21 protein-coding genes are annotated in these 25,244 nt (G+C 55.4%); 2 read left to right on the top strand and 19 right to left on the bottom strand.

Annotated features, from left to right (window positions below; translation table 11 throughout):
* Positions 1-12: 12 nt before the first annotated feature.
* The 8 genes from grpE to gpr all read right to left on the bottom strand — a co-directional run bounded on the left by grpE (position 13) and on the right by gpr (position 8,855).
* Positions 13-597, bottom strand: a complete 585-nt coding sequence (gene grpE / locus C4S74_RS01005) for a nucleotide exchange factor GrpE (protein WP_103993515.1) — start codon at positions 595-597, stop codon at positions 13-15.
* A 117-nt stretch (positions 598-714) separates the two neighbouring features.
* Entirely contained in the window at positions 715-1,740 is a 1,026-nt protein-coding gene (hrcA, locus tag C4S74_RS01000; RefSeq protein ID WP_103993514.1) for a heat-inducible transcriptional repressor HrcA, read from the bottom strand.
* A 136-nt stretch (positions 1,741-1,876) separates the two neighbouring features.
* Complete coding sequence (locus C4S74_RS00995; protein WP_103993513.1) at positions 1,877-2,338, bottom strand: N-acetyltransferase; 462 nt, start codon at positions 2,336-2,338, stop codon at positions 1,877-1,879.
* A gap of 274 nt (positions 2,339-2,612) precedes the next feature.
* Positions 2,613-3,764: a radical SAM family heme chaperone HemW gene (gene hemW, locus C4S74_RS00990; protein WP_103993512.1), complete on the bottom strand. Its 1,152-nt coding sequence runs from the start codon at positions 3,762-3,764 to the stop codon at positions 2,613-2,615.
* A gap of 130 nt (positions 3,765-3,894) precedes the next feature.
* A complete protein-coding gene (gene lepA, locus C4S74_RS00985) occupies positions 3,895-5,712 on the bottom strand; it encodes a translation elongation factor 4 (RefSeq protein ID WP_103993511.1) in 1,818 nt (605 codons plus the stop codon).
* Positions 5,713-5,803: 91 nt separating this feature from the next.
* Positions 5,804-6,304, bottom strand: coding sequence for a hypothetical protein (locus C4S74_RS00980; RefSeq protein ID WP_103993510.1), 501 nt, complete (start codon positions 6,302-6,304; stop codon positions 5,804-5,806).
* A gap of 79 nt (positions 6,305-6,383) precedes the next feature.
* Complete coding sequence (gene spoIIP, locus C4S74_RS00975; protein ID WP_103993509.1) at positions 6,384-7,595, bottom strand: stage II sporulation protein P; 1,212 nt, start codon at positions 7,593-7,595, stop codon at positions 6,384-6,386.
* A gap of 258 nt (positions 7,596-7,853) precedes the next feature.
* Complete coding sequence (gene gpr, locus C4S74_RS00970; protein WP_103993508.1) at positions 7,854-8,855, bottom strand: GPR endopeptidase; 1,002 nt, start codon at positions 8,853-8,855, stop codon at positions 7,854-7,856.
* Positions 8,856-9,069: 214 nt separating this feature from the next.
* Between gpr and rpsT the strand changes: the two genes are divergently transcribed.
* A complete protein-coding gene (gene rpsT / locus C4S74_RS00965; RefSeq protein WP_009675361.1) occupies positions 9,070-9,342 on the top strand; it encodes a 30S ribosomal protein S20 in 273 nt (90 codons plus the stop codon).
* Between the two features lie 385 nt (positions 9,343-9,727).
* Here rpsT and holA read toward each other — a convergent pair whose 3' ends face one another.
* From holA to C4S74_RS00930, 7 genes are all read right to left on the bottom strand, one after another.
* The gene (holA, locus tag C4S74_RS00960) at positions 9,728-10,747 is read right to left on the bottom strand and encodes a DNA polymerase III subunit delta (RefSeq protein ID WP_103993507.1); all 1,020 of its coding nucleotides are present in this window, start codon (positions 10,745-10,747) and stop codon (positions 9,728-9,730) included.
* A gap of 324 nt (positions 10,748-11,071) precedes the next feature.
* Positions 11,072-12,274, bottom strand: coding sequence for an anti-sigma factor (locus tag C4S74_RS00955; RefSeq protein WP_103993506.1), 1,203 nt, complete (start codon positions 12,272-12,274; stop codon positions 11,072-11,074).
* Positions 12,271-12,804 carry an RNA polymerase sigma factor gene (locus C4S74_RS00950; RefSeq protein ID WP_254634720.1) on the bottom strand — a complete coding sequence of 178 codons (534 nt, stop codon included), beginning with the start codon at positions 12,802-12,804 and terminating at the stop codon, positions 12,271-12,273. The genes C4S74_RS00955 and C4S74_RS00950 overlap by 4 nt, the downstream gene beginning before the upstream one ends.
* A gap of 382 nt (positions 12,805-13,186) precedes the next feature.
* On the bottom strand, positions 13,187-16,057 hold the full coding sequence (locus C4S74_RS00945) for a ComEC/Rec2 family competence protein (RefSeq protein WP_103993505.1): 2,871 nt from the start codon (positions 16,055-16,057) through the stop codon (positions 13,187-13,189).
* A gap of 197 nt (positions 16,058-16,254) precedes the next feature.
* Positions 16,255-16,767 (bottom strand): deaminase, encoded by a 513-nt coding sequence (locus C4S74_RS00940; RefSeq protein ID WP_103993504.1) that lies wholly within the window; start codon positions 16,765-16,767, stop codon positions 16,255-16,257.
* Positions 16,768-16,775: 8 nt separating this feature from the next.
* A complete protein-coding gene (locus tag C4S74_RS00935; protein ID WP_103993503.1) occupies positions 16,776-18,068 on the bottom strand; it encodes a homocysteine synthase in 1,293 nt (430 codons plus the stop codon).
* A gap of 164 nt (positions 18,069-18,232) precedes the next feature.
* Entirely contained in the window at positions 18,233-18,943 is a 711-nt protein-coding gene (locus tag C4S74_RS00930; RefSeq protein WP_103993502.1) for a helix-hairpin-helix domain-containing protein, read from the bottom strand.
* A gap of 240 nt (positions 18,944-19,183) precedes the next feature.
* On the opposite strand from C4S74_RS00930, the gene comER reads away from it, so the two are divergent.
* Positions 19,184-20,014 carry a late competence protein ComER gene (comER, locus tag C4S74_RS00925; RefSeq protein WP_103993501.1) on the top strand — a complete coding sequence of 277 codons (831 nt, stop codon included), beginning with the start codon at positions 19,184-19,186 and terminating at the stop codon, positions 20,012-20,014.
* Between the two features lie 335 nt (positions 20,015-20,349).
* Here the strand turns inward: comER and leuS are convergent, their stop codons facing one another.
* The 4 genes from leuS to rsfS form a co-directional block, all read right to left on the bottom strand.
* The gene (gene leuS, locus C4S74_RS00920; protein ID WP_103993500.1) at positions 20,350-22,797 is read right to left on the bottom strand and encodes a leucine--tRNA ligase; all 2,448 of its coding nucleotides are present in this window, start codon (positions 22,795-22,797) and stop codon (positions 20,350-20,352) included.
* Between the two features lie 425 nt (positions 22,798-23,222).
* Positions 23,223-24,011 carry a class I SAM-dependent methyltransferase gene (locus C4S74_RS00915; protein WP_103993499.1) on the bottom strand — a complete coding sequence of 263 codons (789 nt, stop codon included), beginning with the start codon at positions 24,009-24,011 and terminating at the stop codon, positions 23,223-23,225.
* A 1-nt stretch (position 24,012) separates the two neighbouring features.
* Positions 24,013-24,897: a S1 RNA-binding domain-containing protein gene (locus C4S74_RS00910; RefSeq protein ID WP_103993498.1), complete on the bottom strand. Its 885-nt coding sequence runs from the start codon at positions 24,895-24,897 to the stop codon at positions 24,013-24,015.
* Positions 24,894-25,241, bottom strand: a complete 348-nt coding sequence (gene rsfS, locus C4S74_RS00905) for a ribosome silencing factor (RefSeq protein ID WP_103993497.1) — start codon at positions 25,239-25,241, stop codon at positions 24,894-24,896. The genes C4S74_RS00910 and rsfS overlap by 4 nt, the downstream gene beginning before the upstream one ends.
* Between the last annotated feature and the right edge of the window lie 3 nt (positions 25,242-25,244).

The raw sequence follows: 25,244 nt of genomic DNA, 5'->3' as shown, positions 1-25,244 counted from the left end.
TGCCCTTGGGGCTTACATGCTGACTTTAACCATCGAAGGACGGATGACTTTATCCTTCAGCATATAGCCCTTCTGGACTTCTTCCACAACGATGCCTTCTTCATGCTCATCCGATTCCACCTGCATGATTGCCTGGTGGAATTCAGGGTTAAAGGGCTGGCCTACCGCTTCGATCGGCGTCAGACCCTCCTGGGTCATCAGCTGCTCGAGCTGTCTGTACACCATTTCGATCCCTTTGGTGAGAGCTTCGAAATCCTGCGTCTCGCGGCTGGAAACCAGCGCACGGTCGAAATTGTCGATGACCGGCAGCATTTGTTCGATCAGCTTAAGAGAAGCGTACTTCGCAAACTCTTCTTTCTCCTGGCGCGTACGGCGGCGGAAATTGTCGAAATCGGCCTGGGCGCGCAGCAAACGCTGCTGGCTCTCCTCTGCCGCTTTACGCAGCTCATCCAGCTCCGTATTCCCGCCGGAGGCCGCGCCTTCCGCTTCAGGAGCCGCTGCTTCGGCAGCTTCTGCTTGTTCCGCGTCGTATGTAGCTTCTTCTGCTTCCGCGGTGTTCGTATCCGGGTTGATGTTCTTCGTTTCTTCGGTACTCACTTGTCGTGTTCACCTCCTTGAAAGAGTGGACGGGCCGGCGTCAGCCGGCCACGTTTAAGTTTGCCCCAGCTAATCCCGCTTAAACTTCGTGCAAACTCTCATTGTAAGCCTATCTTGTTATTTGTACCACCTGGACAGAAGAACTTCCATATTGGCGGACAAGTGCTCGAGAAGCCGGATCACTTTGGCATATTCCATCCGCGTGGGTCCGAGTATACCGATCGTTCCAAGCGGCTGATCGTCATACGAATAGGTCGCCGTAATCAGGCTGCAATCGTTCATGGCGGCCAGACTGTTCTCCGAACCTATCTTGATTTGGAGACCTGTGGGCGACGAAGTCACCAATTTGAATAAAACCGGAGTTTGCTCCAGCAGATCCAAAATATTTTTAACTTTATCCACATCTTTAAATTCGGGCTGTGTCAGCATATTGGTCGTGCCGCCCAGGAAAATGCGGTCTTTCTCGTCATTCTCAAGCACACTTTCGACCATGGTGAAAAGCTCGTGGTAGCCCTCGGCGTACTTATTCAGCTCACCGGCCACTTCCGTATAGAGCTTCGACTTGAACTGCAGCAGCGGCACACCCTGAAGGCGTGCGTTCAGCAGGTTGACGACCTTCTCGATTTCGTTCATCGGCAATCCCGGCGGGATCGCAACGGTTTTATTCTCGACATGTCCCGTATTCGTCACGATAATCGCAACGGCGGTCTTGTCGTTCAGCGGAATAATCTGCAGGTGCTTCAGCGTATTGGTAAAAACCTCAGGCCCGAGTACAATCGAAGTGTAATTGGTCAGACCCGACAGCATATTCGCCGTGTGCTGAATGACCTCTTCCATCTCCTGGACTTTCTCCGCGAAGAACAGTTTGACTGTCTCCAGCTCGTGAGCATCCAGCGTACCGTGCCGCACCAGGTGATCTACATAATAACGGTACCCTTTATGAGAAGGAATACGGCCTGCTGACGTGTGCGGCTGCTCCAGAAAGCCCAATTCTTCGAGATCCGACATTTCGTTGCGGATCGTGGCCGGGCTGAACCCGACATCGCCCCGTTTGGAAATGCTTCTGGAACCGATCGGCTCCGCGGAACGAATATAATCATCTACAATGGCATTCAAAATCATCCGCTGACGCTCCGTCAACATACTAACTCCTCCTTTACATACAGGTAACCGCCGCATGAATGCGCCGCTCGTGCACAATCCGCTTCGTTAGCACTCAACCTTAACGAGTGCTAATTCCTATTACAAAAATAACAGACCTTTCGGCCTGTTGTCAAGTTCAATCCAACTCCCGGAGTACCGCAATCTCGTCGCAGCAGTACTGTTTTTTGCAGTGGATGCAGTCCGTCCACACTTTTTCCGGAAAGATATGTTTCGGCACAATTCTGAAGCCGTTTTTCTGAAAAAATTTTACTTCGTATGTGAGGGCCATCACCTTCGTAATATTCAGACGGCGCGCCTCCTCCAGCAGGAAATCCACCAGTCTGGTTCCGACTCCCTGGCCTTTGTAATCCTCGGAAACGCCCAGCGAGCGGATTTCCACCAGATTCTCCCCCAGTCTCGTGAGCGACCCGCAGCCGATCAGCGCGTCTTCGTCCACCGCCACGACAAAGGTATCCAAATGCCGCCGGACCATCTCGCGGTCCCGGGGAAGCATAATCCCCTGGCGTGCATATCCTTGTATAATATGTACGAGTTCTTCTATATCGTCTTCCGTTGCTCTGCGGCAAGCCACTGTCATCTCGCATCCCACCATTCGCCTGCTGAAAATGTATGATAAATCCGAAAAAAAACAAAAAAGCCGTTTTGTGCGATTTTTACACGCAATCGTATATTGAATAAATATACATCAGCGTGCATAATCGCACAAGTGGCTTTTTGTAAAATTTTGAATGGGGCTTGAAGCCTCAATGACGGGTGTTCTCCTGCCCGGGACGCCCTCGGTCAAGGTAGTCTCCGTGCTCCACATTGGAAGGTAGCGGTGGCATATCCGGTCCGACTCCTCGCGCCTGCCGCTATTCGAGGAACGAAGCGAACACGTCGTTGCCGAACAAAATGCCCTGCTCCGACAAACGGATCTTGTTTCCGGCGCGTTCGAGCAGCCCGCGTTTAATCAGGCTGTCCAGAATCCCGCCGAACTTCTCTTCCACCGGAACGCCGAATTGAGCGGCAAAATCGTCTCCGCTGATTCCTTCCAGGAGGCGCAGGCCGACCATCATAAAGTCCTCCATCGCCTCCTGCTGCGTGACAGGGAATCTTTCCAGATGCGGAAGGCCTTCCTTTGTCCGGTCAATATACGGCTGTACCCCTTTGACATTGACGTGACGATGTTCTTCGGCGTAGCCGTGAGCCCCCGCGCCAAGACCGTAATAAGGCCGGTTGCGCCAGTACGTCGTGTTATGCCGGCTTTCGTAACCCGGACGCGCGAAATTGCTGATTTCGTACTGGGCGTAGCCCGCTTCCTTCAACCGGCGCATAATGAGCAGATACATATCCAGCTCGTCGTCCTCGCTCGGGAGCGGAAGCTGGTTTTTGTGATACATCGTATGGAAGAGAGTATTCTCTTCCACCTTCAGGCTGTAAATCGAATAATGCTTGAGATCGAGAGCAAGCGCTTCGTTCAGCGTTTTCTCCATAATCTCCGGCGTCTGGTTGGGCAGCCCGAACATCAGGTCGATCGACATGTTGCTGAAGCCCACCTTCGCCGCATTTTCCAGGCTCCGGTAAACGTCGTCCGTGTTATGAATACGGCCGATCGTCTCCAGCAGGCCGTTGTCGAACGACTGGACGCCGAACGAAATCCGGTTGACGCCGCCTTCTTTCATCGCCGCCAGCTTTTCGAGGTCCGTCGTTCCGGGGTTGGCTTCCATTGAAAATTCAAGATTCTCGTGCTGATCCGGGAAATAAGTTTTCACCAGTTTCAGAAAATGCGCCATCTGATCGGGCAGCAGCACCGTCGGCGTGCCCCCGCCCACGAAAATCGTCGCGATCTTGCCCGGCGGCTGCGCCTGCACCGTACGTTCCATCTCACGCTCGAGAGCATCCAGATAGTCCATGACGGGCTGTCCTTTAAGGACATAGGAATTGAAATCGCAGTAAAAGCATTTGTTCGTGCAAAAAGGAATATGGATATAAACCGCCTCGGGGGCGGTATAACGTGTATTCATTGCGGGTAGTTCCTTTCCAGAAAGGGTCCGGCCTCACGGCCGTTCCTTCATTGTACTATGAAAAGCGGAAAAGATCGAAGGCAATAAAAATAGGAGCACGCGGCTCCTATTTCTCGGTCATTCCTTGTAATTAGTTGTCGTCGATACGGAGTACCGCCATGAACGCTTCCTGCGGCACTTCCACGCTGCCGACCTGCTTCATCCGCTTCTTGCCTTCCTTCTGCTTCTCGAGCAGTTTCCGTTTCCGCGAGATGTCGCCGCCGTAACATTTGGCCAGAACGTTCTTCCGCATCGCCTTGACGGTTTCGCGCGAAATGATTTTCTGTCCGATTGCGGCTTGAATCGGCACTTCGAACATTTGCCGCGGGATAAGCTCTTTGAGCTTCTCGCAAATAATGCGGCCCCGGTTGTAGGCGCCGTCCCGGTGAACGATGAATGACAAAGCATCCACCTGCTCGCCGTTCAGCATAATGTCCATTTTAACCAGGTTGGATTTCTTGTACCCGGAAATTTCATAATCGAACGAGGCGTAGCCCTTTGTCCGGGATTTCAGAAGATCGAAGAAGTCATACACGATTTCCGCAAGCGGAATGTCGTATGACAGCGTCACCCGGTTCGTGTCCAGGTACTCCATGTTGATGAACTCGCCGCGCTTGCCTTGGCAGAGCTCCATAATCGCGCCGACAAAGTCGTTCGGCACGATAACCGACGCCTTCACGTAAGGCTCCTCAACGAAGTCGATCCGCTGCGGATCCGGATAGTTCGACGGGTTGTCGATTTCGATGATCTCGCCGTTCGTCATCGTGATGCGGTAAATAACGCTTGGCGCCGTCGTAATAAGCGGAATGTTGAATTCGCGCTCGATGCGTTCCTGAATAATCTCCATATGGAGAAGGCCCAGGAACCCGCAGCGGAAACCGAAGCCGAGCGCGGAGGAAGTCTCCGGCTCGTACGTCAGCGACGCGTCGTTAAGCTCCAGCTTCTCGAGCGCTTCGCGCAGATCGTTGTAATCCGATGTTTCGATCGGGTAAAGCCCGCAGAATACCATCGGATTGATTTTGCGGTAGCCGGGCAGCGGTTCCACAGCCGGTTTAACGGCGTTCGTGACTGTATCCCCGACGCGGGTATCGCCGACGTTCTTGATTCCGGCCACGATAAAGCCGACATCGCCGACGTTCAGCTCGTCCACGATGGACATGCGCGGCTTGAAGGCGCCGACTTCGATCACGTCGAACACTTTGCCCGTCGCCATGAACTTGATTTTCGTGCCGGCTTTGATCGCACCGTCCACGACACGCACGTACACGATAACGCCTTTGTACGGATCGTAATGCGAATCGAAGATGAGCGCTTTCAGCGGCTCGTCGGGATCGCCCTGCGGTGCGGGTACCTTCTGGCACACCTGCTCCAAAATTTCCTTGATGCCGATGCCGGCTTTGGCCGAGGCCAGAACCGCTTCGCTCGCATCCAGTCCGATCACGTCTTCCACTTCCTGCTTGACGCGTTCCGGATCGGCACTCGGCAGGTCGATCTTGTTGATGACCGGGAGAATTTCCAGATTGTTGTCCAGGGCCAGATATACGTTGGCCAGCGTCTGGGCTTCAATCCCCTGGGCCGCGTCCACAACGAGCAGCGCGCCTTCGCAGGCCGCCATACTCCGCGATACCTCGTACGTAAAGTCGACGTGTCCGGGAGTGTCGATCAGGTTCAGGATATATTCCTGACCGTCATCGGCCTTGTAGTTCAGGCGCACGGCCTGAAGCTTGATGGTGATACCGCGTTCCCGCTCAAGGTCCATCTGGTCGAGAACCTGTTCCTGCATTTCACGGGACGAAAGCGCTCCTGTGAATTCAAGAATGCGGTCCGCGAGCGTAGATTTACCGTGATCAATATGTGCGATAATCGAAAAGTTTCGAATTTGCTTTTGTCTTTGCCGAATGTCAGTCATGCCTAACCCCCACACAGTTACATACAGTACCTTTTATTATATCAGTCCGGCGGGGCTGCGGCAATGCTAAACCGTTATGGGTCGTTTTACCTTATTTGACGACCCATTCGAACATCGAAACCACGCCGTCCATTCCGCTTTGAGCGGTCATTTGCAGCAAATCTCCCAGCTTGTTGCCGAGATGGTTCATCGACCCGGCTTCAAGCGGATCTCCCGTCCCGAGCGGACGGGGCGACGGTTTCGGCGGCGGCGTTGCGGCAGCCCGGTCCGCGCCTTCCGCTGCCCGGGCGTTACCGGCCGCCGCATCGGGGCCTGCCGCCGGGGCCTGCGTACCGGCCCCGGATCCCGGCGCCCCGCTTGGCGCGGCAGGCTGCCGCTCTCCGCTCCGGCCCCCTCCGGTCCGGATGGAGGTCTCCTCCGGCAGGGAGCCGGACGCGGCGGGACTGCTTCCGCCCGTTTGCGCCGCTCCACCGGAGACGCTTCCCGGACCTTCGATGCGGTTCATGCCGCGCGAGGCAAGGTCCACCCCGAACATCGTGCAGAAGCAGAGGATAATTCCGTATACGAACAGCTTCCAGTACCAGCGCGGCATTTAGGATCCCTCCGGTTCGTTATTTGAATTCGCTCGCTCGAGTCTTCCGTAGTCCGTTCAGCTTTATCCCGCATGCGGCTTACGACTTTTTGCCTTCCGCGGGCGCCGTCACTTTCTCCGCATCGAGAATCACTTCCGACACCGCTTTTGCCAGCAGCTCCACCGTCCGGTAGCACTCCTCCAAAGAGTTGTAAGGGCCGCCCACTTCTATCAGCACGCTGTTCGGCGAGAAGTTCTGGTTATAGACGCCGTTTACTTCGTGCCCCGTTTTCGCGTGAATCCCTTTGGAAACGCCCGGCGCCTTCGCTTCCAGCGCATCGTGGATTTTACCCGCGAAAGCTTCGTTTTCTTTCCACTTCGGGTTGTCTCCCCCCAGGATAAAATACACCTGAGCATAATCCTTGCCGTTCAGCGTAACCGTCGTCCGTTTGCGTTCCTGGGAATCCCGGTGGATGTCAAAGAAAAACTTCAGGTCCGGATGCGAGTTCGCGGCGGCTTCGAGCGTTTGGAGTGAATATTTATAGGAGTAGGAATATTTGAAATCTTTAATGGTGTTCGGGTAAATGGCATCGGAATGGACGGCCCCGACCCCTTCTTTCTCCAGCGCTTCCGCCAGCTTCTTGCCGACCATGATGATATTCGTTTTGGCATCGTAGGCCTTATCCGGATCGGTCACGCCTTTGAGTTCCGGCAGAAACGATTCATTGCTGTGGGACTGATAAATGAAGGCAATGTTCCGGCCCGGCCCTTTGGGCTTCTGGTCCGCAGGCGCCTGGCTTGGCGCCGGAGTCGGGGCGGGAGTCGCTCCCGTGACTGTGCCGCCCGTTGTCCCGTTCACCGCTCCTTCCGCGGGTGTGTATTCGACCGGGCCGCTTGCATCGCCGTCTTTGCCCCCGCGCAGCACCGTGCTTTTGTCCGCTTTCAGACCGGGCACCTCTTGGGCAATGAGGCTTTTCGGATCGCCGGGGTTCACATCGGTCAGAAACCGGACGGCGAAGCTCATCATATTTTGCTGGGAAAAAGTAAATTTACGGGTATCGTTTCTCAAATGGGGAACTTCCAAACCGAGCATGTCGAGAAAAAACTGATTGGAGACCGAAGCCGCCAGCCCTTTCATGGACGATACGGGAGAAGTGGACAACCGGGATTGCAGAATGCTGCCGACCCCAAGCAGAATAAACAGGCAGAGAGTAAACAAACTGAGCGATATCGTGGTCTTTCCGATGACTCCGGCGGTCTGGAACGTGTGGCGGATTTTGCTGAGATTGAAGGTGACGGCATTCCTTTTCATGAGAGTTCCTCCTAGCGAATGGGCTTGAACATGTCCGGATTCAGGCGGCTCGCGCCTCACGGCGGCGAATCTATCTACTCCCAATCTATGAACACCGCTCTATCGATAGAACTCTCATCAAAAAAATCTCCGGCAGCCGGCCTCCCGGGTCGATCAAGCGGGCGGCCGCTTGAAGTCGCCTGGGAGTCGCCTGGGAGCCGCCCGGCACCGCGCAAAAAAACCGGTTCCTTGAGGAACCGGCCTGCTCAGCCGCGCCGTTTAATGCGTATAGGCGGCCACGTTAGCCGAATCTACCGCCTCGTGCAGGGCCGCATTCAGCCCCGAAGCGATGATATTCGCGATATCTTCGATAAATTCGTCAATTTCCTTCGGGGTGACGAGAAGATCGTGCCCTAGGGGATTCAGCACCTCGCGGACAAGCGACAAACGTTCCTGCTCCGGCAGATCGTCCAGCATCCCGAGTATTTCGTGCGTATTGGACGTCTGGGTGCGGAAATGGTGCTGCATCATGTCGATGCACGAATTTACGATCGTGGATGCGTACACGACCGTCGGCACGCCGATTGCGATAACCGGCACGCCGAGTGTCTCCAGCGTCAGGCCGCGCCGCTTGTTGCCGATGCCCGAACCGGGGTTGATGCCCGTGTCGGCGATCTGAATCGTCGTATTCACCCTCTCCAGCGCGCGCGAAGCAAGAGCATCCACGGCGATTACGAGATCCGGTTTCGACTTCTCGACAATCCCCTCGACGATTTCGCTGCTTTCAATGCCCGTCGTGCCCAGCACGCCCGGAGCAACCGCGCTGACGGGACGGTAGCCGGGGCTGACCTGACCCGGCATTAATTCGAAATAGTGCCGCGTCACGAGGATATTTTCGACTACGAGCGGACCGAGCGCATCGGGCGTCACATTCCAGTTGCCGAGCCCGACGATGAGCACCTTGGAGTCTTTCCCGATTCCCGCTTTATGCAAATACTGCTCAAACACCTGGGCGAACTTTGTAGCTACGCGGTCCTGGAGCTGCGTATCTTTTTTTCTCAAATCGGGCACTTCGATCGTCATATACTGCCCCGGCATTTTGCCGATAGCCTGCGCCCCTTCATCGTTCAGCACCTGAATCTGGGTAATGCGCATGCCGTTCTCTTCCCATATATCCGAAACCACCCCCGGAATTTCGGGGCTTTTTCTTGCTTCCGCCGCCAGTTCTCTCGCCTCAAGCGCAAGATCGGTCCGGACCGTATACGCGCTAAGATCTGCCATTAAGATCTCCTCCTGTCCATTATGAATGATCCTAGTTTGCGGACAGCCACCGTAATTTATACCGAATTTATACCGATAAACGCTCCCGGAAAACGGGTTCGGAAAGCTCCCCGGCAGGTATTGATTTTTAAAAGTCAGCGTGGTAGAATACTTAGAGTTGTCAACAATCATGGAAAACGTTCGATTGTGTACCTGAAGTAGGAGGTGAATGTCAATGCCAAACATCAAATCCGCGATCAAAAGAGTGAAAGTAAGTGAAAAACGTCGCCTGCGCAACGCTTCCGAGAAGTCCGCTCTTCGTACAGCTGTTAAAGCTTTCGAAACAACGGTTGCCAGCAATAACGTAGATTCCGCTAAAGAAGCTCTGATCAACGCTACCAAAAAATTGGACAAAGCAGCTTCTAAAGGATTAATCCATAAAAATGCAGCTAGCCGCAAGAAGTCCCGTTTAGCGAAGAAGCTTAACGCTCTTTCCGCACAAGGCTAATAAGCAGGACCTACACATAGGTGATAAAAAAGACCGGAGCCCCTGGCTCCGGTCTTTTTTTGTACATATCGCCAAGCGGTCGGGCCGGCAAAGTGGCTGACCACCGTCATGTGACGCCGAGCACCGCGCGCTGGGATCTTCGCACGGTACGGAAACCGGCATATACTATGCCGGCTAACTGCATACAAGGGATCCGCCTCGCCTTGCAGGTCCGGCTGCTCGCAAGGTCCGGCGTTATTTGCCTGACCGGCCGTACAAAAGAAGCGGCCTGAACGCCCGGACCCGGGGCAGCGGATCCAAGATTTTGGCCCCGCCGAGCAGGATACACTCAAACTCCTTCTTCGAGCGGAGAGTTCCCTTTCAGACCGGTTTCACGGCCGGACTTTTAAGCCGCCAGTCCGAGAAGAAAAAGCTCAAGGCCGAGCACCTTGTCGATGCCCCCGCTTTTCATTTTAAAATCGAGATCGGCCAGCTGCGACACGATCCGGCTCAGCTTCGCGATATCGTAAGCCCGGGCTTGTCCCTCCGCCACCTTGACGGCGTACGGATGCAGACCGAGCTGGCCCGCGATCTGCTGGTGCGAATAGCTCTGCTTGGACAGCTCCTTGACCTGGAGCATGATCCGGAACTGGCGGGCCATCAGCATTACGATCTTGATCGGCTCCTCTTTCTGTTTGAGAAGTTCCTCCAGAAGCGCAAACGCCCGGTCCAGGCGAAGCTGGACCACCTGCTCGATCAGTATGAACACATTCTGCTCCGTACTGCGGACGACGAGAGAATCGACCAGCTCGGGGGTCGCCGTCCCTCCACGTCCGACGTTGAGAGAGAGCTTCTCAAGCTCCGCGGCCAGCGACTGAAGATGCCCGCCCGTGTACAGCACGAGCTGGTCCGCAACTCCGTCCGCCAGCTCGAAAGATTCCTTTTTCGCCTGGCGCCGCACCCAGCTTTGCAGCTCTTCGGCCGTCAGCGGCAGGCAGGGCACGAGCGCATTTTTTTCTTTGAGCTGCTTCACCAGCTTTTTCCGCTCATCCAGCTTGTCCACGGAAACCGTAAAGACAAGTACGGTAAAATCGACGGGAGCCCCTAAATACTCGGTTAAACGATCCAACTGGTGGTCGACCTTGCCGTTGTCCCGGCTGCCTGTAAGGAACTGGGCATTCCCGGCTATAATCAGTTTGCGTGGCACCATAAACGGCAGTGTCTCGGCGTCGGCAATGACGTTCTGCACCGGTACTTCATTCAAATCGTATTTGCTTACGGCAAAATCCAGATGTTCGGGTTCAATCATTTTATCGGTAAGTTTCCGGATAAACTGTTCAATCAGATAAGACTCGCTTCCGTAGCTGACATAGACCGGAGCGAATCGTTCTTCCTCTATGCTTTTCATCGCTTGTTTGTAATCCATTCGTTCGTTCCCCTCCGGTTAAATCCCTGTTCCCTATCTTACCAATGACAAAGGGATTACGTCAAAACGGAATCTCACCGTCTTGCCGTAATCCCTTTGCCCGAGCAGAAAGAGAATACGCTGCCACCGCACGTTGCCCATGCGAGCAGCATCTATTTAAACACCGGAAAAGAGCTCTAGAAACTCTTGACCGAGTGACAGTAAACCCGCGTTTTCTCCTGTCGTTCTCCTCAGTTTTGCGGTGACTTTTCAAGAACCGATTGTTAATACAGCATACGCGCCAACCCGCCAAATGTGCGTGTCAGACACAAAAAGAAGCATGCCTTATTTGGCACGCTCCTGCTTCGTTTTCAAGGAGACGACATATTCCTGCTTCGTACTGCCGCTGCTTACTTCGTAGATAAACTCGTCGTTGCCGTTCCAGCCGACAAGCCGCAGCGTATCGGTTTCTTTCCACTGCTTGGCGGATACGTATACGGAACTGCCGTCCGTTTTGACAATCGTAAGCTTGCGGTCTTCGATCTTCGCGTTCAGCTTGCCGTCGGGAGAAGCTCCGTCGGTTCCTGCGGCAGTGAACGTGCTGTGGGTATCTTTCTTCTCCGGATCGGTCGTGGCGATCTTGCCGCCCGTCTCTCCGTCTCCCGATCCCGAAGTACCGCCGCTTGTATCGCCCGATCCCGGAGATACTCCGCCGTCTGCGGGAGGATTGCCGGCACCGCCGGCTCCCTTGCTTTCGTTCGAAGAAGCATCGGACTGTTTATCCTGCTGCGGAGGAGAAGTCGTTCCCGGCTGTTCCTTGCGGGAACCTTCCTCTTTCGGAGAATCCGAACCCGGTTTCTGCTGCTGCCCTGAGTCGGTTCCCTTGCCTGTATCTCCGGCCGATGCGGAACGGTCCGTCTGATTCCCTTCGCCGTTCGAATCCGCCTGCGGTTTGGCGGCGCTTTTGGAATCTCCCGGTGACTGGGACGCGGGCGGCTGCGTCGGTGTACCGCCGCCCTGCTGGAGCGATCCATTCGCATCCGCTGTGGTTGTCGGCTGTACCGATTTTGCCACCGGCTCCGTATTCTCCGTCTTTGTTCCGGTCAAGGCCGAGAACATGCCCGCCGGTCCCGATTGAGCCGGACGGTCCATGTTGAACGCGAAAAATCCGAGTACAAAGCCGGCAGCCACTACGCCGCTGACTGTTTTCCATGAGACATGCGCAGCGATGCGGCGAGTCCAAGGAAGCTGTTCCGGGGAACGCGGGGAACGGCCGACTGCGCGAGACAGACCTGCAGCTTCTTCGCGATGGTTGGACTTTTCTTCATCCAGCCGCTCAAGCTGCGGAAGAATCGAATCGACGATACTGAACGGCGGCATGATTTTCGGAAGGTTTTCCAATTCCTTGGACAGCATGCGCAGCCGCTGCAGCATCGTGCCGCATTCCGAACATTGCTGAACATGCTGGTTGAGACGCTGCCGCTCCAGATCGTTCAAATCTCCGTCGAGATCTCTCTGCATCAGCTCTTTCACCTCTTTGCAATTCATCCCCGAACACCTCCTTTCTGATATTCATGAAGTAACCCTTGCAACTGCTGTCTCGCCCGAAAAAGATAGGATTTAACCGTGTTCAGCGGAAGCCCCAGGCAATCCGCAATCTCGTGATAGGAGAAATCCTGCAAATACCGCAAAACAACGACCGATCGGTGATGCTCGGGCAGTTTCTCGATAGCTTCTTGAATATCCTGCGCCAAGTAACCGATCATCACTTCGTCCTCAACGTCCTTGGGGGTGGTGAACGTAAGTTCGTGTTCTTCGATGGATACGGTCGGCTTCGTCTTGCGGAATTTGTCGATGCAGATATTGGTCACAATGCGCTGAACCCACGTTTTAAAAAGAGCCTTCTCTTCATAAGACTGGATTTTCGTATAAATACGAATAAGCGCTTCTTGCGAGGCATCGAGGGCATCCTGCTCATTACCCAGCAGGTAATAAGCCGTGCGGTAGACATGGGTTTCAATTTGTCTTAATAAGGTAACTAGCGCTTCCCGGTCACCCGATTGTGCCGCTTTTACCATTTCGGGCGCTACCACAAGAATCCCCCTCTCTTGCAACTATACAGACGCATCTATGTTCACGAATGTTGCAACTTATCATCAAATTTAGGACTTTCATTCTACTAGAATATCAAAAATTTTTCCGGAGGTACACTTTTGGCGGAGATAATTAACAAAATGGGGAAAGTACGCGTAATAAGCGAACAATTCCCAGCACAGAAGGAGTGGTCCGGGTTTAAAACCTCGTCCCTTAACAATAGCACAAGAATGTTGCCAAAATGTTTCTTTCGGCTGAAAACTACCTGAAAATCAGCTTCAGTCCGGATGAAATATCCTGTGCACAAAATCGTTCTGCCTCCAGCGCTAACGGCACACGAGAGCTTAAAGCTTTCCGTCGGGACGGTCAGTTGTCCACGGGAACGGAAGAATTGGCGGACAGCATCGAACGTACGTAAATCTTCCCTCTTTTTACAAGGAGCTGAATCTCTCCCAATAAATCCGTCCGGAGAACCCGGATATCGTTTCTTTCCAGTCTTGCGACAACGTCCGGCGAAGGATGCCGATACATATTTTTAACCCCCGCGGAAATAAGAGCGGTGCGGGGCTTCCAGTAGCCGAGCCAGTCGCTGCCGGTAGACGTTTTGCTGCCGTGGTGGGCCACTTTGAGAACGTCGATCCCTGCAGGCGCCGGGGATCCGTTTTCCGTGCGGTCTCGTTCGTGTGTGCCGGTGTCAGACTGCGGAGGCTTCGTTTCGTGCGCTTCTCCCGCGGAATTTCCGGTCTGCAAAAGCTCCAGGACGCGGCGCTCCGCTTTAACATCCATATCCCCGGTAAAAAGCCACCTGGTCCCGTCCATTTCCAGCAGAAAAACGACGGAAACGCCGTTCTGCTCGTTTTCCATCACAATGGGGCTGCCGGTGGAGCCGGAAGCATCCCTTGCGGGCGGGGGTGCGGGCGCGGCTTCCGCTTTTCCTTCCGTCGGCTGAACGGGAAATGCGGCTTTTCCAGAGCCGGATGTGTCCGGGGACGAGCTTTTACCGGCGGGAAACGCCGCTTCTCCAGGCTTGTATTCGTCCGGGGGCGAGTGCGTACCGGCCGGAAGCTGTGGGGCGAGAAAATCGAGCCGTGTCCGGCTGTCCATCCGGAGTGTTTTTCCGTAAGCGGCGGAAATAAGCGGGATTTTCTTATCCACAACCGTACGGAACAGTTTTTCCACTTGAGGGCCCGACTTGTAAGTGCCGTTGAAAATAAACGTCTCCACCGGAAAGTCCTCCAGAACAGCCTGGAGCCCTCCGCTGTGGTCGGCGTCTTCATGGGTCAGGATAACGGCATCCAGCTTGTGGACCCCTCTTTTTTTCAGCAGGGGAACCAGCGTTTTTCTTCCTACCTCATAAGGGTCTCTGCGCAGCTTCCATTCCTCTCCGGGCTTGCGGAAAGTGACGGTCCCGCCTCCGTCTACCAGTATGTATCTACGGGCCGGGGTCCGGATGAGGATGCTGTCTCCCTGCCCCACGTCGATCATGTCCACGTAAGCCTCCGTGCTCCAGCGGTCGGGCGTGTAGCCGTAGAAAAGGAGTCCGATCCAGCAAAAACCGAGCGTAATAACGGCGGCGGGAGATTTACTGAACTTGTATAACCCCCCTTGACCCGAAGCGGGCACATCGAGCCGGGGCCCCTCCTCCGCTTCTTGGACACGGCGGTTTAGGACGAGACGTTCGAGTACGAGGCAAATGCCGGCAAGCAGGATATAATAGGCCGCAATCCAGAAAAACGAGGGGGACGGCCAGATTGTCCGGAATCCCTCCCACCGGTCCAGCCACTCTACGATGCTGAAAACGAATCCTGTCCCGGTTTCGGTGACCCAAGCCCCCAAACGGCCGATCGGAACATACAAAAGTCCGAGAAAAGTGGCGATTAAACCCGCGGGGAAAATAAGCAGGCTGAAGACCGGCACGAGTGCAGCGTTTGCCAGCCAAGAAAGCAGCGAAAATTGATTGAAATAATAAATGGAGACGGGAAATGAGACAAGCTGGGACACGAGGGTGATGGCGGCGGTATTCCGGAGTATCCCGTTTTTGAGGGGCAGAAGGGCGGTAACGCGGGGAACGCCGACGATCAATCCGATCGTCACCAGAAAAGAAAGCTGAAAGCTGACATCCAGCAAATAATAGGGATTCCAAATCAGAAGCCCAAGCCCGACCAGACAAGCGATCTGCAAAATATCTTTGATCCGGTTTTTACGGACCGCAAGCAGGCCGATCATCGTCATGAGACCCGCCCTTACGATAGACGGGGAAGCTCCGGTCAGAAGAATGTAGAGGGGCAGGAGAAAGACGGCAACAAGCAGATACGTCTCCTTGGGCAGACCGAGCCTTTTCAGCACCCAGATCAGAACGCCCAGAAAAACGGCTACGTTCAGTCCCGAAATCGCGAGAATATGAGTCAGTCCGAGATTGGAAAATTGACCGTATCGGTCCGGGTCCATATCATCGGTTAATCCGATAAGCATGCTTTTCATAAAGCCCGCCTGCCCGGGCGTAAAAATCCGGTCGATGCGGCTTCCCAGATAGCCGCGGAGGGCATCCGTCGTCCGCAGAAGGCGGTCAGCCGCCAGCCGCGGACTCTTGAAAACGGCGGATAAGGACGCCGGCGGGCCGTGCTGCACCTGCTGGGCGCCTTTGACGACCAGCAGCCAGTGTTTGCCCTGCTGGCGCAAATAGCGGCGATAGTCGAATCCGCCGAAGTTCCGCGCGGCAGCGGGCTCCTGCAGCTCGCCCCGCACGGCGAGCCGGTCCCCCCGCCGCCAGGATGCCGCGGCGGTCTGCTCCGCCGGACTCAGCAGGCGCAGGGACACCTGCACCCGCTCCTCCGGCGGAGCCCCTCCGGCAGCGGAAGTTCCGCTGCCGCCGCTTTCCCCGAGCTGCGAGACGCGCAGCTCGAATGAGGCTCTGTCGCCGTCGACGGCGACAGGAGAGGCCAGCGTGCCCGCCACGCTCACCTGGCTGCCGCCAGCGGCAGCCGCGGATGCGGCGGGCAGAGCGGTGCTGTTACGCCGGTCCGTATCGGCGTAATAGCAGCAGGCTGCGGCGACGACGAGCGCCGCAGCGATCCACCGGCGCTTCGGCAGACGAAGCGCCATGACGCCGGCGGCCGCGGCGGCGAAAGCCGCGCCGCTCCAGAGCGTCATCCACGGTTTGGACGCGTAGATGGCCGCCGCATAGCCGATAACCCACAAAACCGACAGACCTGTTATATCATTGCGGTTTAGACGCATTTTCGTGTCCCCCTGAATTTGTTATTCGTTTGCCATACCCCACAGCCGATTTCACCGCCGGACAACAAAAAGAACCTCCGCTGCTCATCTGGAGCAGCGGAGGTTCTTCCTCACGCTATTTATGGTCCGTTCAGTGAAACGGCTTGTCTTGTCCGGAGTGTGTTCTCTCAGACAACGGGCCTTCCGCCGAACTTCATTCAGTTTACAATCCGGTGGTCCGTTCCTTCGGGCGGCTCGTATCCTTGTATTTGGCGGAAAGCGATCCCTCTCGCAGCCATCAAGGCATTCACCTTGTCGCTGTCTTTGGGATAAGGACGGTGAAACACGATCTCCCTTACACCGCTGTTGGCCAGCATATTCGAGCAGGTCCAGCACGGCTGGTCCGTCACGTAGACGCTGGAGCCTTCGCGGTCTTCACGGTCGGTGAACAGGAGCAGGTTCTGTTCCGCATGAATCGTACGGATACAGCGCTGCTTGCGGATCATTTCTTCCTTACCGTTCACAACGTGCAGTTCATACTCTTCGACAAGCATGCATCCTTCTTCGGAGCAGTCCGGGACGCCCATCGGGGCCCCGTTGTAAGCCGTGCCGAGAAGCTTCTTACCCTGCACGAGCACAGCCCCGACATGCCGACGGCTGCACTGCGAGCGCGTTGAGGCCATGTAGGCGATATCCATGAAGTAAGTATCCCAGTCTTTGCGCCCCGTCATGCCGGCACCTACTGCTGGCTGGCCCGGATGGCCTGCTCCAGATCATGCAAGATATCGTCGATCGCTTCCGTACCGATCGACAGACGGATCATACCCGGCGTAACGCCCGCGCTCAGTTGCTCTTCCTCGCTGAGCTGCTGATGAGTCGTGCTTGCCGGATGAATGATCAGGGATTTCGAATCGCCCACGTTGGCAAGATGAGAGAACAGCTTAACCTCTTCGATCACTTTACGGCCTGCTTCAAGGCCGCCTTTAATGCCGAAGGTAAGGATCGCGCCTTGGCCCTTAGGCAAATATTTTTGCGCCAACTGGTAGGAGCCGTGGCTTTCCAGACCGGCGTAGCTGACCCATTCAACCGCTTCATGGGCTTCGAGATAACGCGCCACCGCAAGCGCGTTCGAGCTGTGGCGCTCCATGCGCAGGTGAAGCGTCTCCAGGCCCTGCAGAAGCAGGAAGGAGTTAAACGGCGAAATGGAAGCCCCCATGTCGCGGAGAAGCTGGACGCGCGCCTTGATGATATAGGCGATCGGCCCTACGGCATCGGCGTATACGACGCCGTGGTAGCTCGGGTCCGGCTCCGTAAGCCCGGGGAACTTGCCGCTGGCCTTCCAGTCGAACTTGCCGCCGTCAACGATCACGCCGCCGATAGAAGTTCCGTGTCCGCCGATAAACTTCGTTGCGGAGTGCACTACGATGTCGGCACCATGCTCGATAGGACGGAGCAGGTAAGGCGTCGGGAACGTATTGTCGACGATGAGCGGCAGTCCGTTCTCATGCGCAATCGCGGCTACGGCTTCGATATCGAGCAGGTCTCCCCGCGGGTTGCCTACCGTTTCGGCGTACAGAGCTTTTGTTTTATCCGTAATCGCTTTGCGGAAATTTTCCGGATCCGAAGGATCGACGAATTTCACCTGGATACCCAGTTTCGCCAGCGTCGTCGAGAACAAATTGTAGGTTCCCCCGTACAAGCTGGACGCGGACACGATCTCGTCGCCGGCTCCGGCTATGTTGAGGATCGAGTATGTAATGGCTGCCTGCCCGGATGCGGTAGCGAGCGCTCCCGCTCCCCCTTCAAGCGCGGCTATCCGCTGCTCGAAAACATCGCTCGTCGGGTTCATGATACGGGTATAAATGTTGCCGAACTCTTTCAGGGCGAACAGATCTGCGGCATGATCCGCGTCACGGAACCCGTAAGAGGTCGTCTGATAAATAGGCACCGCGCGGGAAAGCGTGGTCGGATCGATTTGCTGGCCGGCGTGGACGGCCAAAGTTTCCAAAGAATAAGGACGTTGTTCGGACATGGTTCTTTCCTCCTTTATCGCATTTACGTGGCAATGAGTAAATCTGTTTGATTGCGCCTATTTTCTCATATTTCCTCGTAAAATGAAAGAAAGTTTAGTAGATTTTCTCAATTCCGACATTTGCGCATTCTCTTCTTTCCTTCTTACTCCCTTCTTTAATCCCGTCATGGGCTGATTTGCAGGTAAGGCTTCATTTTCGCGAGCATTTTTTCGCCGATTCCCTTTATATCCAGAAGCTGCTCGGCCCGTTTGAACTTACCGTGCTGTTCCCGGTAAGCAAGAATCGCTTTCCCTTTGCTTTCGCCGATTCCGGGCAGTTCCATCAATTGCTGTAAATTCGCTGTATTAATATCGACTAGGGGACCGGACGGAATTTTCTTGTCTGCTGCCGACGCTTTTGTCCCTCCTCCCGTACCCGTTTCCGGGACCGGCGCGGACGCCCCGCTCCCGGGTTTCCCGGATTCCTGCGCCCCCCGGACCGAGCCGGTCCCTCCGCCTGCTGGCTGCCGTTGATCCGCCTGCGCGGGTTTGTCATCGGCTCCCGCCTCTTTCCCGGCTGCAGCCGGTGCCTGCTCCCGGCCGCTTCCGTTAGCACCCGCGGATTCCTCCGCCACCGCCTGCTTACTCCCGACGCCGGCTTCTTCCTTCGCCTCCGTTTTCAATGACGGTGACGATGAGGATGGCTTCTCCGCAGACGATACCGGCTTGGTTCCTTCTATCGTTTGGGCCATGGAGGCATTCAACGCCGTAAAGCCCTGCGGCACGGTGCCTCGCGGGCTGACAAGCAGCCAGATTGTTACTCCTGCCGCGATTACCCCAGCGAAAACAGCAAGAACGCCCCGGCTCTTCCAGCTCTGAAAATTCCAGTTCAACATACAACACTCCTTTGAATTTTTGAATAAGTGATTTTACAGCACGGAAACCGGCATAAATGTGTGAGAATGTTCATACCGTTAAGAAAACGTTCCTGATTTTTTGAGTCCATGCACAACGAGGTAAACTTGTCGGCGCCCGCTTCTGTTATGGGTCGGGTGTAATGAATCCGTTCCGGTATAAAGCACCGGTCGTGCCGCCGGAAGGAGACCTGTCCGACTATTTCATGAGGAGGGTTGTCGATGAAAGCGGGTTTTATCGGTACAGGCAGCATGGGAAGTATTCTGATCGAAGCGCTCATCCATTCGGGAGCGCTCAATCCTGAGCAAATCTGGGCCGCAAACCGCACTCCCGGCAAAGTACAACGGTTGGCGGAAACCTACGCCGGACTGACCGCGGCCTCCGGCAATGCGGAAGCCGCAGCAGGCCGTGATGTCGTTTTTCTATGCGTGAAGCCCCTTGATTATAAGAAAGTCATTGACGAAATCCGGCCGGTTCTGGAGCCGGCCCAAATCGTCGTATCCATCACGAGTCCGGTCCTGCTGAAGCATCTGGAAAACCAGCTTCCCTGCAAGGTAACGAAGATTATCCCGAGTATCACCAATTACGTGCTCAGCGGATCAACCTTGTGCATTCACGGAGAGCGCATGCATCCCGAGGATAAAGAATGGATTGAAAATCTTCTGACTCACATCTCCACACCTGTCAGAGTCTCCGAGGCATATACCCGGATCAGTTCCGATCTGTCGAGCTGCGCTCCCGCGTTCCTGGCCTTTTTTCTCGAAAAGTATATCGAAGCCGCAGTGGCGGAGACGGGAATATCTGCCGAAGAAGCAACCATACTCGCTTCGGAAATGACGCTGGGCACGGGCAAGCTCTTGACAACGGGCGGTTTCGATCCGGTTTCGCTTCAAAAAAGGGTACGTGTTCCGGGAGGAATTACGGCGGAGGGATTGCGGTTGATGGAGCAGGATCTGGACGGGATGTTTAACCGGTTAATCGGGATTACGCATGCGAAATACGAAGAGGATCTGGAAAAAGTGGAAGTCGTATTTACGACAAAAAAACAATAGAAGGTGGAAAAAAGCGGTAAAATAGAAGAGGGTGGAAAGTGTAATTTCGGAAAGAAGGAAAGTCGGGCTTTATTCGTTAGTTATCGGACTTCATAAGTTTGGAGAAAGATAAGGAGCTTTGGCGGATCGGGGTAATTTCTGATGCGGAAATGCTTCAGGGAAAATGCGAAGTAAGTTTGTAAGACAGCTTTTTGTCCGGAGCCGTCCGACGGCGGAAGCCGCTTTTCTGAAAAAAAGAAAAGCGGTACCGCCGTTTCGGGCTGTCCGGAGACCTCCTCAGATTCAGCATTCCTGTGGAAGAATGAACCTGAAGGAATCCCTGAATACCAGGCTGTTTATCCGACTACGATGTTGACGAGCTTGCCTTTTACGGCGATGATTTTGCGGACGGTTTTGCCGGCGCTCAGCTCTTTTACTTTGTCGAGACCAAGAGCAAGCTCCTGCATGCCCGCTTCGTCAAGGTCTTTGGCGACTTTAACGCGGTCGGCGATCTTGCCGTTCACTTGAACGACAATTTCCACCTCGTCGTCCACCGTCCAAGCCTCCTCGTATACCGGCCACGCTTCATACGTGATAGAGCCGGTTCCGCCGAGCTTCTGCCACAGTTCTTCCGAAATGTGCGGAGCGAGCGGAGAAAGCATTTGGACAAAATGCTTCACGGCCGTTTTCGGCAGCGCTTCTGTCTTATAAGCTTCGTTGACGAAAATCATCAGCTGGCTGATAGCGGTATTAAAACGGAGGGCTTCGAAATCTTCCGTAATTTTCTTGACGGTACGGTGCCACGTGCGTTTAAACGCGTCTCCGCCGGCATTCTCGTCATCGGAAATTTTGCCGCTGAGTGCCCCGTTCTCGTCCACGAACAGACGCCACACGCGGTTAAGGAAACGGTAAGAGCCTTCCACGCCGTTGGTATTCCAAGGCTTCGTCGCTTCAAGCGGCCCCATGAACATTTCATACATACGCAGAGTATCCGCACCGAATTCATTGACGATATCGTCGGGATTCACCACGTTCCCGCGGGATTTGGACATTTTCTCCATATTCTCGCCGAGAATCATCCCTTGGTTGACGAGCTTGTGGAACGGCTCCTTCGTCTCGACCACTCCGAGATCGTACAGCACTTTGTGCCAGAAGCGCGCGTAGAGCAGATGAAGAACCGCATGCTCCGCACCGCCGATATAAAGATCGACCGGCAGCCATTCCTTCTGCTTCTCGGGAGAGCAGATTTCATCGTTGTTGCGCGGATCGATAAAGCGCAGGTAATACCAGCAGCTTCCCGCCCACTGCGGCATCGTATTCGTCTCGCGGCGGGCTTTCATGCCCGTTTCGGGATCGATCGTGTTTACCCAGTCTTCCACGTTGGCAAGCGGAGATTCGCCGGTTCCGGAAGGCTTGATGTGCTCGACCTGCGGAAGCAGAAGCGGCAGCTGGTCTTCCGGCACGGTTTTCATCGTTCCGTCTTCGAGGTGGAGGATCGGAATCGGTTCGCCCCAATAGCGCTGACGGCTGAACAGCCAGTCGCGCAGGCGGTACGTGACTTTGCCTTTGCCTTTGCCGTTCTCTTCCAGCCAGGTGATCATGGCCGCGATAGCCTCTTCCTTGCCCATTCCGTCGATAAAGCCCGAATTCACGTGCGGTCCGTCTCCGTCATAAGCCGCTTCCTGCACGCTGCCGCCCTGTACGACTTCAACGATCGGCAGGTCGTACTGCTTGGCGAACTCCCAGTCACGTTCGTCGTGTCCCGGTACAGCCATGATAGCCCCTGTGCCGTAACCGGCAAGCACGTAGTCCGCGATCCAGATCGGCAGCTTGGCGCCGTTCACGGGGTTAACGGCATAAGCGCCGGTAAACACGCCCGACTTTTCCTTGGCCAGATCCGTACGCTCCAGGTCGCTTTTGCGTGCGGCTTTCTCCTGGTACGCTTTCACGTCGGCGTCCTGACCGGACGTCGTAATCTTGGTAACCAGATCATGCTCCGGCGCCAGTACGCAGTAAGTCGCTCCGAAAAGCGTATCCGGACGGGTCGTAAAGACCGTCAGGCTGTCACCTTCATGCCCGTCGATAGCGAAAGTGACTTCCGCCCCTTTGGATTTGCCGATCCAGTTGCGCTGCATATCCTTGATGCTTTCGGACCAGTCCAGCTCCTCCAGATCTTCCAGAAGGCGCTCGGCATACTCGGTAATCCGCAGCACCCATTGGCGCATCGGTTTCCGGATGACGGGATGGTTACCGCGTTCGCTCTTGCCGTCGATCACTTCTTCGTTAGCCAGAACGGTTCCGAGCGCGGGACACCAGTTCACGGGAACTTCGTCCACGTAAGCGAGGCCCTTTTTATACAGCTGGATAAAAATCCATTGGGTCCACTTGTAATACTCGGGATCCGTCGTGGAAATTTCACGCTCCCAATCGTACGAGAAGCCCAGCGACTTGATCTGGCGGCGGAAATTCTCGATATTCTGCTTCGTAAATTCGCGGGGATCGTTGCCCGTATCGAGGGCGTACTGCTCGGCCGGCAGACCGAAAGCATCCCAGCCCATCGGATGGAGTACGTTAAAGCCGCGCATGCGCTTAAAGCGGGAAACGATATCGGTAGCCGTGTACCCTTCCGGGTGGCCTACGTGAAGACCTGCGCCGGACGGATACGGAAACATATCCAGCGCGTAAAATTTCGGTTTACCCGCTTCGTCCGATGTCCGGAAGGTTTGGTTGTCGTCCCAGTATTTTTGCCATTTAGGCTCGATTACCTGCGGGTTATAACCCTGCTGTTCTTTTTCATGTGCCATGTGTGTAGGTCCTCCTGACGTTATCATCGCAACCAAAAAACCTCCCGTCTCTAGCTCTTACGGCTAGGGACGAGAGGTTGTATATTCCCCGTGGTACCACCCTAGTTAACAAGCGGCATGCTTTGCCGGTTGTTCACTCAAGTCCCTTAACGCGGGCTAAACGGTCCGGTTACTGGGCAGTACATCTTCGCTTCCGTCCGGCTTCCTGCCGGATGGCAGGCACAGCTGCAAGGAAACGGCCGTACTGCGGTTCGCCTTCCGGCTCGGAGGTGAGCTCGCCTTCATCATGTACCGGCTTCCACCGACCGCCGGTTCTCTGGAAACATGCGTGCAAAGGGATGATCCTCTTCATAGCTGGTGCGATTACACAAATTTGTAATGATTATAGGCAATATTGAAGCTCTTTGTCAAGTAAAGCGCTGTTTTTAGAGAAGAGGCTTGCGGGCCGCGTAAAAAAGTCGGCGGGAATCCGGCGACATCTCCGCATTCCAGTCAAAATCGGCGGAAATCCGGATGTCCGCAAAGCCTGCCGCCTCCAGCCTTTCCCTCAGCCAGCGCGGATCGTACGCACGCTGTCGGTGGGTTTCTTCGATGCGCCGGAAAAGCGGCTCCCCGCCCCGTGCGGACGAAGCGTCCTCGCGTACGAAAATCGTCAGCGCGTGCTCGATTTCCGTACGTTCCTCGTCGAGCTCGCAGGTCCACAAGTACGCCACATCCTCCTCGTCGAAGACGAAAGGCTGCAGGGAAGCGTACTCCTCGAACTGGGCCGGGCTGTGGACATCGAACAGCAGCACGCCGCCGTCCCGCAGCCCCCGGTAAGCCCGCTCCAGGGCTTCAATTATCTCCTCTTCCTCGAGGAGATAATTGAAGCAGTCGCAGAAGGAGATGACGGCATCCGCCTGCTCGGGCAGCTCCCAGTCGCGCATGTCCTGCTGCAGCCAAAGGATGTCCGGCTTCGCTCCCCCCGCGGCCTCTTCTTCGGCTTTGTGCCGGGCGACGGCCAGCATATCGTCGGACAAGTCGATTCCGACGACTTTGCAGCCGAGCTTCGCGAGCGGCACGGCAATGTTACCCGTGCCGCAGCCGAGATCCACAACGGTTTCCGGACGGAGGCCGTAAGCCTCCCAAGCCTGCCGGGCGTAGGAGATCCATGCCTCGTACGGCATGTCTTCCATCAGCCGGTCGTACGTATAAGCAAAATCACGGTACGACATGTCAGTTCTCCTCTTGCTTGAGATACGTCCAGTTTTCCTCCTGGTACACAAGGCCATCCTTCATCAGCTTGCCGAGCGCGCGTTTGAAGGCGGACTTGCTGATACCGAACTTGGATTTGATCAAATCCGCCTCGGTCTGGTCCGAATAAGGCATAGCGCCTCCCGGACGTTCGCGCAGAACCGCCAGAACTTTCTCGGCGTCTTCGTCCCGTCCTTTTTCCTTTGGCTGCCGCATCGACAAATTCACGCGTCCGTCTTCACGGATATACGTGACGCGAACGCTGACTTCCTCGCCGACTCTGAGCAGGCGTGAACGCTCCGTAGAGGGGATCAGACCGATGACGCCGAAGCCGACGACTCCTCCGTCGCAGACGACGAACGTTCCCATTTGCAGCGGTTTGTACACGCGCGCGTCCAGCCACTGGTTTCTCCATGCCTGCGGGGCCGGAAAACATTTTTCAGCGAGAACGTCTTCTCCCGCAAGCCGCGCAACCAGTCTTCCCTGACGGTCGTGGTCCATCGTCACGAAGACCTTGTCCCCCACTTGAGGGCGAAGCTCGTCAAGCTCCGGCATTTCCTTGAACGGCAGAAGAAGATTCCGCCCGATTCCCATTTCCAGAAAGGCCCCGAAGCGCGGATGAAGATCCACAACCTCAAGCAGAGCCAGCTCTCCCAGAAGCAGCATCGGCCGGTTCATCGTGGCCGCCATGCGGTCTTCCGTATCGTAATAAATGAAAACCTCGGCCTGCTGCCCGGCTTTCAGTTTCCGGTTCGTTTCCGCGTACGGGAGCAGTACTTCCCGTTCTCCGTCGGTTACAAAATAACCGTACGGCGATACTTCTCTCGTTACATCAAGCGTGACGAGAGTTCCCGCTTCCAGACTCATACGCGTTCCACAACCCTTGCGTCCGACCAGAGACGCTCGATATTGTAATATTCCCGGTCGTCCCTGTGGAACACGTGGACAACGACATCCCCCAGATCCACAAGTATCCAGCGTGCGGTATTGTAGCCTTCAATACCACGTACGGTGACGCCGTGCTCGTCCGCTTTTTTGCGGATTTCCGTAGCGATGGCCTGCACCTGCGTCTCCGAGTTCCCGTTGCAAATCACGAAATAATCGGCCACCAGGGAAATTTCCTGAAGGTCCAGTGCCACCACGTTAATGGCTTTCTTGTCTTCCGCCGCATCCACAACCAGACGCATCAATTGTTCCGGATTTACTTTCATCCC

This window comes from Paenibacillus sp. UNC499MF, from assembly GCF_900107975.1.
Lineage (GTDB): Bacteria > Bacillota > Bacilli > Paenibacillales > NBRC-103111 > Paenibacillus_F.
This window is presented reverse-complemented; position numbering and strand designations above follow the sequence as displayed.

Bases quoted from the DNA above. Each gene is read 5' to 3' on its own strand.
- C4S74_RS00930 (WP_103993502.1), bottom strand. From the start codon at position 18,943: ATGTTGAACTGGAATTTTCAGAGCTGGAAGAGCCGGGGCGTTCTTGCT.
- rpsT (WP_009675361.1), top strand. From the start codon at position 9,070: ATGCCAAACATCAAATCCGCGATCAAAAGAGTGAAAGTAAGTGAAAAA.
- C4S74_RS00980 (WP_103993510.1), bottom strand. From the start codon at position 6,304: ATGCCGCGCTGGTACTGGAAGCTGTTCGTATACGGAATTATCCTCTGC.
- C4S74_RS00955 (WP_103993506.1), bottom strand. From the start codon at position 12,274: ATGAATTGCAAAGAGGTGAAAGAGCTGATGCAGAGAGATCTCGACGGA.
- spoIIP (WP_103993509.1), bottom strand. From the start codon at position 7,595: ATGAAAAGGAATGCCGTCACCTTCAATCTCAGCAAAATCCGCCACACG.
- C4S74_RS00915 (WP_103993499.1), bottom strand. From the start codon at position 24,011: ATGTCGTACCGTGATTTTGCTTATACGTACGACCGGCTGATGGAAGAC.
- C4S74_RS00910 (WP_103993498.1), bottom strand. From the start codon at position 24,897: ATGAGTCTGGAAGCGGGAACTCTCGTCACGCTTGATGTAACGAGAGAA.
- hrcA (WP_103993514.1), bottom strand. From the start codon at position 1,740: ATGTTGACGGAGCGTCAGCGGATGATTTTGAATGCCATTGTAGATGAT.
- leuS (WP_103993500.1), bottom strand. From the start codon at position 22,797: ATGGCACATGAAAAAGAACAGCAGGGTTATAACCCGCAGGTAATCGAG.
- holA (WP_103993507.1), bottom strand. From the start codon at position 10,747: ATGGATTACAAACAAGCGATGAAAAGCATAGAGGAAGAACGATTCGCT.
- gpr (WP_103993508.1), bottom strand. From the start codon at position 8,855: ATGGCAGATCTTAGCGCGTATACGGTCCGGACCGATCTTGCGCTTGAG.
- comER (WP_103993501.1), top strand. From the start codon at position 19,184: ATGAAAGCGGGTTTTATCGGTACAGGCAGCATGGGAAGTATTCTGATC.
- C4S74_RS00935 (WP_103993503.1), bottom strand. From the start codon at position 18,068: ATGTCCGAACAACGTCCTTATTCTTTGGAAACTTTGGCCGTCCACGCC.
- lepA (WP_103993511.1), bottom strand. From the start codon at position 5,712: ATGACTGACATTCGGCAAAGACAAAAGCAAATTCGAAACTTTTCGATT.
- C4S74_RS00950 (WP_254634720.1), bottom strand. From the start codon at position 12,804: ATGGTAAAAGCGGCACAATCGGGTGACCGGGAAGCGCTAGTTACCTTA.
- C4S74_RS00945 (WP_103993505.1), bottom strand. From the start codon at position 16,057: ATGCGTCTAAACCGCAATGATATAACAGGTCTGTCGGTTTTGTGGGTT.
- hemW (WP_103993512.1), bottom strand. From the start codon at position 3,764: ATGAATACACGTTATACCGCCCCCGAGGCGGTTTATATCCATATTCCT.
- rsfS (WP_103993497.1), bottom strand. From the start codon at position 25,241: ATGAAAGTAAATCCGGAACAATTGATGCGTCTGGTTGTGGATGCGGCG.
- C4S74_RS00995 (WP_103993513.1), bottom strand. From the start codon at position 2,338: ATGACAGTGGCTTGCCGCAGAGCAACGGAAGACGATATAGAAGAACTC.
- C4S74_RS00940 (WP_103993504.1), bottom strand. From the start codon at position 16,767: ATGACGGGGCGCAAAGACTGGGATACTTACTTCATGGATATCGCCTAC.